General features: G+C 45.5%; 13 protein-coding genes. 12 read left to right on the top strand and 1 reads right to left on the bottom strand.

The genetic code is table 11. The features are described from left to right. From PO830_RS09545 to PO830_RS09490, 12 genes are all read left to right on the top strand, one after another. Entirely contained in the window at window positions 1-921 is a 921-nt protein-coding gene (locus PO830_RS09545) for a glycosyltransferase family 2 protein (RefSeq protein WP_272853335.1), read from the top strand. Continuing rightward, window positions 918-1,802, top strand: coding sequence for a sulfotransferase family protein (locus tag PO830_RS09540; RefSeq protein WP_272853334.1), 885 nt, complete (start codon window positions 918-920; stop codon window positions 1,800-1,802). The genes PO830_RS09545 and PO830_RS09540 overlap by 4 nt, the downstream gene beginning before the upstream one ends. Next, on the top strand, window positions 1,799-2,995 hold the full coding sequence (locus PO830_RS09535; RefSeq protein ID WP_272853333.1) for a hypothetical protein: 1,197 nt from the start codon (window positions 1,799-1,801) through the stop codon (window positions 2,993-2,995). Before PO830_RS09540 ends, PO830_RS09535 begins: the two co-directional genes overlap by 4 nt. Next, entirely contained in the window at window positions 2,973-4,052 is a 1,080-nt protein-coding gene (locus tag PO830_RS09530; RefSeq protein WP_272853332.1) for a glycosyltransferase, read from the top strand. Before PO830_RS09535 ends, PO830_RS09530 begins: the two co-directional genes overlap by 23 nt. After that, the gene (locus tag PO830_RS09525; RefSeq protein WP_272853331.1) at window positions 4,052-5,212 is read left to right on the top strand and encodes a glycosyltransferase family 4 protein; all 1,161 of its coding nucleotides are present in this window, start codon (window positions 4,052-4,054) and stop codon (window positions 5,210-5,212) included. Before PO830_RS09530 ends, PO830_RS09525 begins: the two co-directional genes overlap by 1 nt. Before the next feature lie 12 nt (window positions 5,213-5,224). Next, a complete protein-coding gene (locus PO830_RS09520) occupies window positions 5,225-5,836 on the top strand; it encodes a sugar transferase (RefSeq protein ID WP_272853330.1) in 612 nt (203 codons plus the stop codon). Continuing rightward, the gene (locus PO830_RS09515) at window positions 5,833-6,444 is read left to right on the top strand and encodes an acetyltransferase (RefSeq protein WP_272853329.1); all 612 of its coding nucleotides are present in this window, start codon (window positions 5,833-5,835) and stop codon (window positions 6,442-6,444) included. Before PO830_RS09520 ends, PO830_RS09515 begins: the two co-directional genes overlap by 4 nt. Beyond that, window positions 6,441-7,571, top strand: coding sequence for a DegT/DnrJ/EryC1/StrS family aminotransferase (locus tag PO830_RS09510; RefSeq protein ID WP_272853328.1), 1,131 nt, complete (start codon window positions 6,441-6,443; stop codon window positions 7,569-7,571). Before PO830_RS09515 ends, PO830_RS09510 begins: the two co-directional genes overlap by 4 nt. Before the next feature lie 35 nt (window positions 7,572-7,606). Then, a complete protein-coding gene (locus PO830_RS09505; RefSeq protein WP_272853327.1) occupies window positions 7,607-9,550 on the top strand; it encodes a polysaccharide biosynthesis protein in 1,944 nt (647 codons plus the stop codon). Between the two features lie 81 nt (window positions 9,551-9,631). Beyond that, window positions 9,632-10,405, top strand: a complete 774-nt coding sequence (locus tag PO830_RS09500; protein ID WP_272853326.1) for a polysaccharide biosynthesis/export family protein — start codon at window positions 9,632-9,634, stop codon at window positions 10,403-10,405. Between the two features lies 1 nt (window position 10,406). Further along, a complete protein-coding gene (locus PO830_RS09495; RefSeq protein WP_272853325.1) occupies window positions 10,407-12,791 on the top strand; it encodes a GumC family protein in 2,385 nt (794 codons plus the stop codon). Further along, window positions 12,733-14,142, top strand: coding sequence for a capsule assembly Wzi family protein (locus tag PO830_RS09490; RefSeq protein WP_272853324.1), 1,410 nt, complete (start codon window positions 12,733-12,735; stop codon window positions 14,140-14,142). The genes PO830_RS09495 and PO830_RS09490 overlap by 59 nt, the downstream gene beginning before the upstream one ends. Here the strand turns inward: PO830_RS09490 and PO830_RS09485 are convergent. Next, a complete protein-coding gene (locus PO830_RS09485; protein ID WP_272853323.1) occupies window positions 14,130-14,273 on the bottom strand; it encodes a hypothetical protein in 144 nt (47 codons plus the stop codon). The two genes, PO830_RS09490 and PO830_RS09485, sit on opposite strands and share 13 nt — an antisense overlap. Between the last annotated feature and the right edge of the window lie 74 nt (window positions 14,274-14,347).

Below are 14,347 nucleotides of genomic sequence, written 5' to 3'. Positions count from 1 at the left end.
ATGATCTCGATTGTTATTCCACTTTATAACAAACAAGACTATATCGCCGAAACACTGCGGTCGGTGCTCGGGCAAACCTATACCCAATTTGAAGTGATCCTTGTGGATGATGGTAGTTCTGATGCGTCTGTAGACGTGGTGAACACGTTTTCGGATGCGCGTATCACACTGGTCGAAAAACAAAATGAAGGCGTTTCGATCGCGCGGAATCACGGCGTCGCACAGGCGCAACACCAATGGATCGCTTTTTTGGATGCAGACGACTGGTGGGCGCCTACCTTTCTGGAAGAGGTGGTTAAAGGCATTGAGCAATACCCTGAGGCCGCAATCGTAGCCACCGGAAGAAGTCGTGTTTTCGAACAAGAAACAGAACGCTATACGCATGAACTACTGCCGAAGGATGGCGAAACCGAACTGCTTAGCTATTTCAAGGTTATCAGTAAGCACCTCCCGCTTGTCAATTCGTCTAATGTAGTGCTTCGGAAATCCTTGTTTTTAAGGGCAGGTGGATTTCGTCCCGGAATGCGCCAGCACGAAGATCACGATCTTTGGATTCGGTTGTGTGTTCACCACCAGGTGCTTTTCATTAATAAGGCCTTGTCCTTTTATCGGAAAAATGTAATAGCTTCAGGTTCGGCTCAGGTATTTTCTTCCGAAGACTTCCTTCAATATCTTCAGGACATCAAAGGGGTGTATCAAGAGCTTTCAGAAAAGGAGAAACCCTATTTTTCAACGTATTTCCATCGCTTCATCGCCATTCGCTATTTTCAGAGCTACGGCAAGTACAACAAAAAAGAACGACAAGCCTTACAGCAAGCGGTGCAAGGCTGGACCAAAAAAAGCTTGCAGCGCTGGATGCGATGGTTGTCTGCAACGGCCTGGGTAGATGGGTATCGGGTGCTAAAAAAAATTAAGGGATGAGTACGAAGAAAGCAAACCTGTTTCTAATTGGTGCCATGAAAGCGGGCACCACCGGTTTGATGGATTTGTTGGGCCGTCAGGAAGCCATCTATGCGAGTCCCATCAAAGAGCCGCATTATTTTGCAACATCGCTTCCGAAGCACTTATATGATCCGTCCCGTTTTTTTTCAGAAGCAAAATATTTCGAAGAACAATTTCCGAAGCCACATCACATTGCCAACGTCCAGGACAGGTCGCAATATGAACAATTATTTTCGTTGGCAGGGAAAGAGCGCTATTTGCTGGAAGGAAGTACGATGTATTTGCATGCTCCGGGAGTCGCAGAACGTATTTTTGAATACAATTCAGATGCAAAAATCATCGTGGTAACCCGTGAGCCGCTTTCTCGCGCTTTCTCACAATACCGAATGTTAGTAGGCTTAAGTCAGGAATTACGAAGCTTTCAGTCTGTTATGGAGGCTGAAATTGAGAGGTATCACAACGGTTCACTTCCTTGGCACAGTTGCTTGAATATGAGTTTTTATGAGCGTCCCATAAACACATTTAAAAAGTACTTCAAGGATGTTTGTGTGATTTCGTTTGAAGACTTTATCGCAGATAAAGAACAGGTGGCCCAAGAACTTTCTACCTTTTTGGAAATCCCGTTAGATTTTAGCGTAGAGGGCGTTGCAGAAAATAGCACCCGCACCCCAAAAGCAAAGGGGTTGCTCTTTGTGTTGAAGCGAATCGGACTCAAAGACTTTTTCTCTTTCCTATTTCCGAGTACCTTTAAGCATTGGTTATACCGCAGGCTTAGTTCTGGCAAACGACCAGAAATGGGATTATCAGATGCTACCAAGGCGAAACTAAACCAGATATTCGAAAAAGAAGCGACCGTATGATCGTATTAGACCTTTGCGTGCTCATCATTATCACCTTGGTGACCTTCAATTTTAAGTCGCTTTTCCGCGATTTTACAAGAAAGGAACGCAACAGTCTGAACAAACTCTTTTTCTTCCACTTTGCCATTGCTATTTTTTTTCATTGGTACATCAGCTCTAATGGGGGAGATGCGCAGCATTATTGGGAATATCCCGCCGTGCTTGAATTTTCGGAAGTGCTTGCCCAGGTATCTCAACGCTATGGGACCCCGTGGATGTATCTTATCAACTATGTACCTGCAAACACCTTACAGCTTTCCTTTTTTACCGGAAACATGATCTACGCCTGCATTGGATTTATAGGATTTGTATTGCTCTTCAGAATTTGTAAAAAATACCTTACGGATGAGGGAGATCTGTCGGCGATCCGCCTTTTTAATATTCCCGTATTTCCGTATCTGTTTTTTCTTCCGAATTTTCATTTCTGGTCTTCCGGAATCGGAAAAGATACGTTGATGTTCACAGCGGTGATCCTGTTTCTTTTCGCCATGATCAAATTCAAGAGACGCTGGTCCTTATTGCTTATCGCCTCCCTGCTCATTTTGATCGTTCGACCGCATATTTTGATGTTTTTAGTGGTTTCCTTCGGAATTGCCTTTCTATTTGATGGTCGCGGATTAAAAGGGTATCAAAAATTGGTACTGCTCTTTGTCTTCATTGGGGGTTTCGTATTCTTATTGGATTTCGTGTTGCAGTTTGTGCAAATTGAAAATCTGGAAACAGAAACCATTTCACAATACGCCAGTGACAAATCCTCTAGCTTGAATCGCGCCGATACGGGATCGAGTATAGATACTTCGCAGTATTCTATTCCTATGAAAATTTTTACGTTCCTATACCGTCCTTTCTTCTTCGACAGCAACGGTATTTTAGGATTGTTGGCTTCCGTAGAGAACCTAGTGTTGTTGCTCTTTAGTGTCTCCTTTTTGATAAAGAAACCGCTGAAAGCCTGGAAAGAGGCGCCTTACATACTAAAAAGCAGCTTTCTATTTTTTCTTTTTGGTGCGATCGCATTTTCCATGATTCTTGGAAACTTAGGGATCATGCTTCGCCAGAAGAACATGTTTATGCCATGGTTGATCGTATTTGGTCTGTGGTGCTCTTATTACGCAATCTCGAAAAACAAACCGAATGAGAGTACTCATCCTCATTAATAGCCTTAGAACGGGAGGCGCCGAAAAGTTAGTCCACGACAGCATTCTCGGCTTCAAAGCTCATGATATGGAGGTAGCCCTTGCCTTGCTGGATGGGACGTCCACACCCTTTCTTGAGTCGCTACAGGAACAAACAAACTGTACTATTCATTCCCTGTCTAAAGGTAGTGTGTACCAGCCCTTATTAATCATTAAGATACGAAGACTGCTATCACAGTACGACCTAATACATGTGCATTTGTTCCCGGCGTTGTACTGGGCGGCCATAGCATCATTGGGCCTGAGGCGAAAACCCAAAATGATCTATACCGAACACAGTACCAGCAATCGTAGACGCTCCTCCTGGCTTGGGCGGCTGGATTCCTGGATATACGGCCGCTACACCACCATCATTACCATCACCGACGAAGTTAAAGAGGCACTCGTTACGCATATTCCATCCATTGCGCACAACTGTGTGGTCATTGCAAATGGTGTCTCACTACAAGCCATTCGAGAGGCTTCTCCTAGTCGTGAAGACATTTTCGATGCCTCTGTTGATTTTAAGATATTGCAGGTGTCTCGCTTTCATCCGCCCAAAGACCAGGCCACGGTTATTAGGGCCTTACAGCACCTTCCGAACTCGGTTGGATTGATATTGGTAGGAGAGGGACCGACGCAAACCGACTGTGTCGAGCTGGCCGCATCGCTTACACTAAGTCACCGGGTTGCTTTTCTGGGTGTTCGGAAAGATATACCAGAGCTGCTCAAAGCTTCCAACGTGGTGATCTTATCCTCTGGGCATGAGGGCTTATCGTTGGCAAGTCTGGAAGGAATGGCAAGCGGCAGACCCTTTGTAGCTTCATCTGTTCCCGGCCTAAAAGATCTGGTGGAAGGTGCCGGTTTGTTATTTCCGAAAGGAGATGATGCTGCCTTGGCCGAAACGATAGCACAGTTGCGAAACGATGATAAAATGTATAGGGAAACGGTGCACCGCTGTATCGAAAGAGCGCAACAATATGATATTGCGCAAACAATAGACCAACACATCGAATTATATAAGGATACGCTCAAATGATGAAAAAACCGAAACTTATTCGCATCACCACGGTTCCCTTATCGCTTGAGAAACTTCTGGAAGGGCAACTCGCCTATATGTCGGATTTCTTCGAGGTGATCGCTATTTCTTCCGAAGCAGCACGTTTGCAGGCCTATGGTAGGCAAGAAGGTGTGCGGACCAAAGCGCTCCCCTTACGTCGAAAAATCACTCCGTTTCAAGATATAAAGGCCATCTATCTATTGTATCGATTTCTTCGGAAAGAACAACCTGAAATAGTCCATACGCACACGCCCAAAGCGGGTTGGGTGGGGATGCTTGCCGCGTATTTGGCTGGCGTTCCGATACGCATCCATACCGTGGCCGGGATGCCGTTAATGGAGGCTACCGGATTAAAGCGTCGGCTGTTGAATACGGTAGAAAAATGGACCTATCGCACGGCGACTCATGTCTTTCCAAATTCAAAAGGGCTTCTGGACTTTATCCAAGAGCAGCACTGGACCGATCCCGAGAAGCTCAAGATCATTGGAAATGGCAGTAGCAATGGAATTGATACCCACTATTTCAGTCCGCATCAGGTTTCCGAAGAAGTCAGATGTTCCCTACGCTCGTCTTTGGGCATCCCGGAAACAGGTTTTGTGTTTGTCTTTGTAGGCCGTTTGGTAGGAGATAAAGGCATTAATGAATTGATTACGGCCTTTGACACTCTTTCCCAGACGCAAGAAGGATTGGTTTTACTGCTGGTGGGGCCTTTCGAATCCGATTTGGACCCATTACATCCACAAACGCTCAAAACCATCGAAACCCATCCTGGTATTCATACCACAGGCTTCGTCCAGGACGTTCGACCGTATCTTTCTATGAGTCAGGTGTTGGTTTTCCCAAGCTATCGCGAAGGTTTTCCGAACGTGGTAATGCAGGCCGGAGCCATGGGACTTCCCGTGATCGCTACCAATATCAACGGATGTAATGAAATTATTGAGGAAGGACATAATGGCTTGCTGATACCCCCGAAGGAAGTACTCCCACTACAACATGCCATGGAAGAGGTTTTACCACCTTCCGAAGCGTACCAAGTGATGAAGCAAGCGGCGCGATCAAGTATTTTAAACCGACTCGAACGCACCGAATTATGGGACGCCTTATTCAGCGAATATCAGCGATTGCTGGCAAACATTTAGTATTTTTGCACCGTGTATAAGAACGTTGTTAAACCTATATTAGATACGCTTTGCGGACTCCTTTTTTTGATCGTCTTATCTCCGATATTTCTCGGGGTGATGGTGGCTTTGTGGATTGCCACTAAGGGGTCTCCGTTTTTCTTGCAGCGGCGTCCCGGAAAGAACGAGCGGTTGTTTCATATTATCAAGTTCAAAACCATGTCGGATGAAAAAGATGCCTCAGGAAAGCTACTGCCCGACGCCGATCGGCTAACGGCATTGGGACGCTGGGTGCGATCGACCTCTATGGATGAGATTCCGCAGCTATTGAACGTGATCAAAGGTGACATGAGTTTAGTAGGCCCCAGACCGTTATTGCCCGAATACCTTCCGCTGTATAACGAACAGCAACGCAAGCGTCATTGGGTACGACCAGGGATTACCGGTTATGCGCAAGTACATGGACGTAACGCTATCTCTTGGGAACAGAAATTTGAACACGATGTATACTATGTGGAACACCAATGTTTTTCGTTGGACATGAAAATCCTCTGGAAAACCGTTTTTAAGGTTTTTCTTCGGAAAGATATAAACACAGAGAATACGGCGACAACCCTACCGTTTAAAGGAACAACAGAATCATGAAAACAATTCATCTATACGGAGGCGGCGGTCATTGCTATGCTGCCATTGAGTTGATTCGCTCCTTAGGCGAATACGAACCCAGTTGTGTATATGACGACCACCCTACCAAAAAAATGATTTTAGACATCCCCGTTTCAAAGCGAGATAATGCTACTGTAGCGAAGGGGGCGGCGTGCGTAACTATTGGCAATAATGTTATTCGAAAAAAGCTAGTGAACCAACTCTCAGGACCTTTCCCAAGTTTTGTTCATGCTTCCGCAGTGGTGTATCCGTCTGTCTTCATCGGTGAGGGTACTCTGGTGCATCCGTTAGCGGTATTAGATGCCGCAGTTTCGGTAGGCGCTTTTTGTATTATTAACAATCACGCGACCGTTTCTCACAATGTGCGGATTGGCGATTTTTCTCACATAGCGATACAGGCTGCCGTAGCGGGCGGCGTCACTATTGGCAGTGGAACGCTCGTAGGAGCAGGAAGTGTGATACTTCCTGAACTCAATATCGGAAACAATGTTGTTATTGGTGCCGGAGCGGTGGTCACTAAGGATATCCCCGATGATGTCACTGTTTACGGCAATCCTGCCAAAATGATTAAAAACAACCTAACATGAGTTCAACCATCTATTTGTCGTCTCCTCATATGGGCGGAACCGAGGAAGCCTATGTAAAAGAAGCTTTTGATACCAATTGGATCGCACCCCTGGGGCCTAATGTAAACGGGTTTGAAGCGGCTTTATCCAACTATTTGGGACATCAAAAAGAAGTGGCGGCACTGAGTTCCGGTACGGCGGCCCTGCATCTGGCTCTGGCCCTTCTTGAAGTAGGTTCTGGAGATGAAGTGATGTGTCAGAGTATGACCTTTGCCGCCTCCGCCAATCCTATCATCTATCAAGGCGCGAACCCGGTGTTTGTGGATAGCGAACCAGCTACGTGGAATATGTGCCCGAATCATCTGGAAGCCGCTATCACAGATCGTTTGAAACAAGGAAAACGTCCCAAAGCTGTGATTGCTGTGCATCTCTACGGAATGCCCTGTAAGATAGATGACATCCGAAATCTTTGTAAGACTTACGACATTCCATTGATTGAAGATGCAGCCGAAGCCTTGGGCAGTACGTATCAGGGCGTTCCCTGTGGCACTTTTGGCGATTTTGGCGTGTTGTCGTTCAACGGAAACAAGATTATCACCACTTCCGGAGGAGGTGCCTTGGTGTGTGCTTCCGAAGCAGAAAAACAAAAGGCGGTATTTCTGGCAACACAGGCTAGGGACGAAGCGCCGCATTATCAGCACTCTGTTTTAGGCTATAATTATCGATTGAGCAATATTGCTGCGGGCATTGGTCGCGGTCAGATGGAAGTACTCGATACTCACATAGGGTTACGGCAACAAATGAACCAATTCTATAAAGAGCAATTTTTTGGTTGGGAAGGTATTGAGGTATTTACCGAACCTAATGAAAGTTTTGTATCCAACCACTGGCTGAGTTGTATTACCATTGATAAAAAGAAAACCGGCTTTTCCGCAGAAGAATTACGCAAAGCTTTTGGTGAAGATAATATTGAGGCTCGTCCCTTGTGGAAGCCCATGCATTTGCAGCCCTTGTACGAGAACGCGCCGTATTATGGAGGCACGGTAGCCCAAACGCTTTTTGAAAATGGATTGTGTCTTCCTTCGGGCTCGAATTTAACGGACACGGAACGCAGTCGAATTGCCGCTGTTATCCGTCAGTTTCGTTAGAGAATTAAGTATATTTGCAGTCTGAACAAAAGCCTGTGAAACCATCACAAAAACTGTTACGAAAACTCTATTCAGGCGACAATCGAATTCGATTGTTAGATCAGAAGTACCTTCCTCGTTGGATTGTGATACTGATTGATACCTTTTTGTGTATGAGCGCTTTAGTGCTCACGTATTTCATATTGGCAAATACACCCATCAATTTTCATGAGACGTTCTCTTTGTTTGAGCAGGCCTTGCTTTTACTAGGATTGAATGTGCTCTTTTTCTTTATTTTTAAGACATTTTCGGGGATCATCCGTCACTCCACCTTCATGGATCTACTGAAATTAGGATTATCTTCGGTATCTACTTCAGCAACAGCGGCGGTAATTTCTTGGAGCTATTATCTTTTTGGTGGGGAAAAGATCTTTCTAACCACCTCCTTAATCCTGTACATGTTGATCTCCTTTTTTGCCATGCTGTTTTTCAGAATCGCTGTAAAAGAGAGCTACTTGTTCATGAAGAATGTTTCCACCAATACCATAAAGAAACGGGTGGCGATTCTAGGGGTTGATGATCATACTCTATCTGTGGGACGCGCCCTGACTACCGAAGCGAATTTGCCGTATAACCTGGTTGGCTTTCTGAGCAAGCACTTCGATTCGAAACGGTATAAGATTATGGGCAAACCGGTTATTCCGGTTCGGGAAAATCTGTCGAAAACACTTTCGGAGCTAGACATTGAAGGGGTTCTTATGGTAAGCGAGGCGTTTACCGGAAAAGAACGCAACGAGCTGGTGGAAACCTGCTTAGAACAGCATATTGAAGTGCTTAATGTTCCTTCGTTAGAGCAATGGAATTCCAAGGAGGACATCAAAAATCAGATCAAACCGATCCAGATTGAAGATTTATTGGAGCGGCAACCCATTTCTATCAATTCTTCGGTGATTCATGAAGATCTTCAAGGAAAGACCATTTTGGTCACCGGCGGTGCGGGGTCTATCGGTAGTGAGATTGTTAGGCAGATCGCCAATTTCGAACCGGCGTATATTATTATTCTCGATCAGGCGGAAACGAATTTACACGAATTAGAATTATACCTGAACCTCAATCACCCTTCACTGAACTTTATAACCGAGCTGGCCGACATCAGCAACATGTATCGCTTGGAGCTTTTGTTTACCAAATATCGGTTTGATGTGGTCTATCACGCCGCTGCCTACAAACACGTACCGCTCATCGAGCGGAATCCGCATGAAGCGATCTATGTGAACATTTTAGGAACCGTCAACCTGTCGGTGCTCGCGGTAAATCACAAGATCGATAAATTCGTGATGGTGTCTACCGATAAGGCGGTGAACCCAACCAATGTGATGGGAGCCAGCAAGCGTGTGGCCGAAATGTACGTTCAATCGTTACAGAATGAAAAAGATGTTCGCACCCGATTTATTACCACCCGCTTCGGAAATGTTCTCGGTTCGAGCGGCTCGGTCATTCCTCATTTTAGAAAGCAAATTTCTCAGGGAGGTCCCGTAACCGTGACGCATCGCGACATTATTCGGTATTTTATGACCATACCAGAAGCCTGTCAGCTAGTACTTCAAGCCGGAACCATGGGAAAAGGAGGAGAGATCTTTGTATTCGACATGGGTGAGCCGGTACGGATCTTAAGTTTGGCAGAACGTATGATCAAACTTTCCGGATTAGAACCTTATGAGGATATCGATATCAAGATTACCGGCCTTCGACCCGGAGAAAAACTTTTTGAAGAGCTATTGAATGATACTTCCACCTCATTACCCACGCACCACCCTAAGATTATGATTTCAAAAGTACCGGTGGGAGAGTTCCAAATGATCAAAAAGCAGGTCAAACATATTATTAAGGCAGCCACGCACAAAGAAGATAAGGAGGTCGTACGCCTGCTTAAAGAGTTAGTACCTGAATTCAAGAGTAATAACTCAGAATTTGAACAACTCGATCAGCCCAAATCATAAAGTCCGATAAAAGTGAAATTCGTCCCCTTAAGAATACGTACCTTTGCAACTAATTTTCAGAAGATTATCGATACTCCATTCATGAAATACAACGTCGTTCTCCGTGCAGCGGTTATCCTGGCAGGGCTGTGGCTCTTTCAGTCCTGTGCTACTAAAAAGGAAATTATTTATTTCCAGGACGCAGCGAACTTAGATCAAACGATGACCTCTCAAGAGTTCAATCCGATCATCGAAAACAACGATATTCTATACATAACCGTTTCTTCTATCGATAAGGTTGTGGCAGCTCCGTTCCAACGAAACACGGGCATGGAGAATCAAGCGGCAGGCGGAAATAATATCGGACTCCAAGGCTATCTGGTCGATACCGATGGCGAGATTCAGTTTCCGGTCTTGGGAAGTATTCCAGTGGCCGGGAAGACCCGTGGCGATGTAGCGGCACAGCTTACCGAATTGCTTAAGGAATATATAACCGATGTGGTAGTAGATGTGCGCATTGTGAACTTCAAGGTGACGGTGATCGGGGAGGTGCAAACTCCCGGTGTCTTCAAAATTGAAGACGAACGGGTTACCTTACCCCAGGCCATTGGATTGGCCGGTGATTTTACTGAGGATGGCAATCGGGAAAACGTGACCGTTATCCGGGAAGTGAATGGAAAGCAGCGCGTTACTACTGTCGATTTTACGAAAACCGACTTCTTTACCAGTGAGTTTTTCTTTCTGAAACAAAACGACATTGTGTACGTAGAACCATCTCTAAAAGGCGTACGTAAATCTGGTTTTATTCCGGATGTTCCGGCTCTGTTGTCATTAGTAACCGTAGTGCTTAGCACCGTCATTTTATTAACGCGATAGTATGGAAACCAAAACGGAAGCGCTTACCAACGATCGTCCACTCAAAGAATTACTAACGGCTTACCTGAAGCGGTGGTACTGGTTTGTTATAGGGTTGGTGTTAGCTCTTGGTATTGCCATGATCTATTTGCGTTACACCACCAAATTGTATCGAAGTCAGGCGACCGTGATCGTAAAGGACGATAAGTCGGGTGGCGCTGGTGAATTGGCAGCTTTTTCTGAAATGGGAGGGTTTTTCTCTCGGTTTCAGAATAGTAAGATTGAAAATGAGTTGGCCATATTTCGGTCAAAGCGACTCATTACGGAAGTCGTTAAAAAGCTCAATCTGAACATTCAGTACCAGTCCGTTGGCGCCGTAAAAGGAACTGAAATCTACCGCAATCGCCCATTTACCGTGCAGTACCTATCCTTTAAAGACAGCACGCGTACCCGTCCGGCACCCCAGTTATTGATTGAAATTCAATCCCGAACTCAATATCATTTAGAAAGCGTTAATGGCACTATTGAAGGAACCTACACCTTTGGAGATCGAGTTTCCTTGCCCTTTGGTGATGTGACACTGATACCGCATTACGAGCGGGCCTCTTTTTTTAGAGAAGGAACCAATCGTACAGTGAGTGTTACCTACTTACCACTAGATCAAGTGGCGCTTCGCTATCAGCGACGGGTTCAGGTGGCGAACGAACTTGGAAACAGCAACGTGGTGCAACTACGAATGCAGTCGGCTGTGCCTGAAAAAGCCGAAGATTTCCTCAACGAATTGGTCTTTCAATATAATAAGGACGCCATTAACGATCGGAGTCAGATTTCCCAAAAAACGGCTAACTTCATCGATTCGCGTCTGGAGATTATCACCCGCGAACTAGATTCGGTAGAACAAAACAAAGAGACCTTTAAAAGCAACAACCGCCTGACAGACATCGAAGCGGAAGCCCAATTGATTCTTGAAAACGCAAGTGAATTCAATAAACGCCAACTCGATGTAGGCACCCAATTGGAGCTTACCAGTACCATGATTGAGTACATGGAAGGTGCTGGGGCAACCGACTTACTCCCTGCGAATATCGCCTTAGAAGAATCACAGGTGGGCGAAGCCGTTTCTAACTACAATCAATTGGTGTTAGAGCGAAACAGATTGCTTAAAAATTCAACCTCCAAAAACCCGGTCGTTGTAAATGTCAATAATCAATTAGACGAATTGCGAAATGGCATCCTTTCGAGTTTGCAAAACACCCGTCAATCGTTGCAAATAGCCTTACGTGACCTCAATACTCGTGAGGGTTCTCTCAATGCGCGACTTTCTCAAGTGCCGAGCAAGGAAAAGATCTTTCGGGGCATAGAACGACAACAGTCGATTAAGGAACAACTTTATTTATTTTTATTGCAGCAGCGGGAAGAAGCCAGTATTTCTCTGGCGGCCACTTCAGCCAAGGCGAAAGTGGTAGACGCGGCCTATACCGGGAAAGCGCCCGTAGCACCAAACTCCATGCTTATTTATCTTGGGGCGGGACTGGCCGGACTATTGCTTCCGTTTTTGGTGATCTACGGAGCCGAATTGCTAAACACCAAGGTAGAGAATCGCAGTGATGTGAATAAAGTACTTCCACAGATTCCGTTCGTAGGAGAAATTCCGAAACTTAAAAAGGGAGATGAACAATTAATTCAGGAGAACGACCGAAGCATTTTGGCCGAATCCTTCCGTATTCTTAGAACGAACCTTCAATTCTTACTCTTCGGAAATAAAAAAGAAAAGCAAGATACCCGTACCATTTTTGTAACATCCACCATCAAAGGGGAGGGCAAGACAATGGTAGCCTTTAATTTGGCGCTCACCATTGCGCTTACGGGCAAAAAAGTGGCCTTGGTAGGCGCGGATATTCGAAACCCGCAATTGCATCGCTATTTGTCGAAAAGCGACGCGAAGAAAAAGGGACTCACCGAATATATTATCGATCCCTCCATGACGGTGGCAGAGGTGACCCATCGCAGCACTACCCACGACAATATCAGCATTGTGTTGAGTGGTGCGATTCCACCCAATCCGGCTGAACTATTAATGCGTGACCGTACCGGGCAGTTCTTCAACGAAATTAAAAATGAGTTCGACTACGTGATTGTAGATACCGCTCCTTCCTTATTGGTAACCGACACCATTCTTATCAACAAATGGGCAGATATTACCTTGTACGTGATTCGCGCGAATTATAGCGATAAAAAATTACTGAGCTTCCCGAAGGATGCCCTATTGGAAGGAAAATTAGAGAACGTAGCCCTGGTGTTGAACAATGTTGATATGACCAATTTTGGGTACGGCAATAAATACGGCTATGTCTACCGCAGCGATGCTCCCAGCAGCTTCTGGCAGCGATTTTTTTCTAAAAATTAAGCGATACATGGGTAAGAAGTTCATCCAAATTGCCATTTTTCTCTTCGGAATTCAGAGTATGGCGCAGCTTTGGGCTGAAGGGGCCGTAGATGTGAGTGGCATCCTCTCTTCGGAAGCGTCGGTTCCTTTTTGGATGCAAGCCAATACCAATTATCGCTATGGAAATTTTAGCAATCTGGCACCACTTGTGGAAGGACGGCTTGGATGGGCGACTTCCGACTCGGCTGAAATTGCCATAGGCGCCAGTACGTATTACCGCGATGATGTGCCCGACGAATTTCAAGCCCGTGAGCTGTATCTTGAGTTTTCGAACAAATGGTTGCACGCTGTGCTGGGTTCACAAGTGCCTTCGCAACCCTATCAGGGCTTGTCTACCACTCGAAAAAACTTTTTATGGTCTGGCAATGCGAGGCCTATCCCTGGATTGCTTTTGGAAGCCCAGAACCCATTGCGCATCACCAACGGTTTTGCGATCGATTGGGGCATTGGCCACTACCAACTGTCGGACGATCGTTATGTGGCAGATGCCATGATTCATTACAAGCGAATTGCACTGCTTTTTCGTTTTGCAGAACGACATCAAGTAAAAGGGCAGTTACAGCATATGGCACAATGGGGAGGGACTTCTCCGGAATTCGGACCGTTGCCAAATGATTTTGAAGCCTTCGTAGACGTGTTTTTTGCCTCCCGCGGGGCAGATGCATCGATTCCCGGTGAAGCCGTGAATGCCTTGGGGAATCATTTGGGGACCTTCTTATTAGACTATACCTATACCTCAGCACAGTCGGTTTGGAATTTTTATCATGAACACCCCTTTGAAGATGGCAGCGGATTTCGCTGGTCGAATTTTCCAGATGGCGTATGGGGTTTGGTGTATCAGCCTTTACAATCGTCCTGGCTAGATACCATTTTATACGAGTATGTTGATACTTCCGACCAAAGTGGAAATGACAGTGGTGCCGGATTTGATGGCTACTTCGGTAACAATGTATATCGCAGTGGATGGGCGCATGAAGGACAGGTAATTGGATTGCCTTTTATTGGTTACGATCGCAATCTGATAGTGAATGATATCAATTCACCCGTTACCAACAATCGGGTTCGGGTGCATCACCTTGGGGTCTCGGGTTCGGTGGGTGCCATACAATGGCTCTTAAAAACCTCCTACAATGTCAATTTAGGGACCTATAGACAACCCTTTACTCCCACGCAAAAGAATCTTTATAATTACGCGCAAGCTACGTATCATACTCATTCCTTCGGAAGCTTCCGACTGGGCGTTGGCGCCGATGTGCAAAATATAGGTGCGGAAGTTTTTGGAGTACAGGCGGGATATCGCTACTCGTTTTGATCGTTGTTCTTCTTCCGAAACAAGCCACCCAAGGGTATTACAAACAGTAGAAAGAGGAATTTCCCGGTGACAATTCCGAAGATCGTAATGGCAGCACAGATAATATAGAGCCAAATAGTTCCGTTCTTCATAGTGCGAAAGTACTAGTTTTACCATTTATTTAGTACCCCTACCATTGTTTTTAGTCTCAAGGGTATGTACTTTT

This window comes from Altibacter sp. HG106 (assembly GCF_028561755.1).
Lineage (GTDB): Bacteria > Bacteroidota > Bacteroidia > Flavobacteriales > Flavobacteriaceae > DFVG01.
Note: the sequence above shows the minus strand (reverse complement) of the source record. Positions and strands in the feature narration are given on the sequence as shown.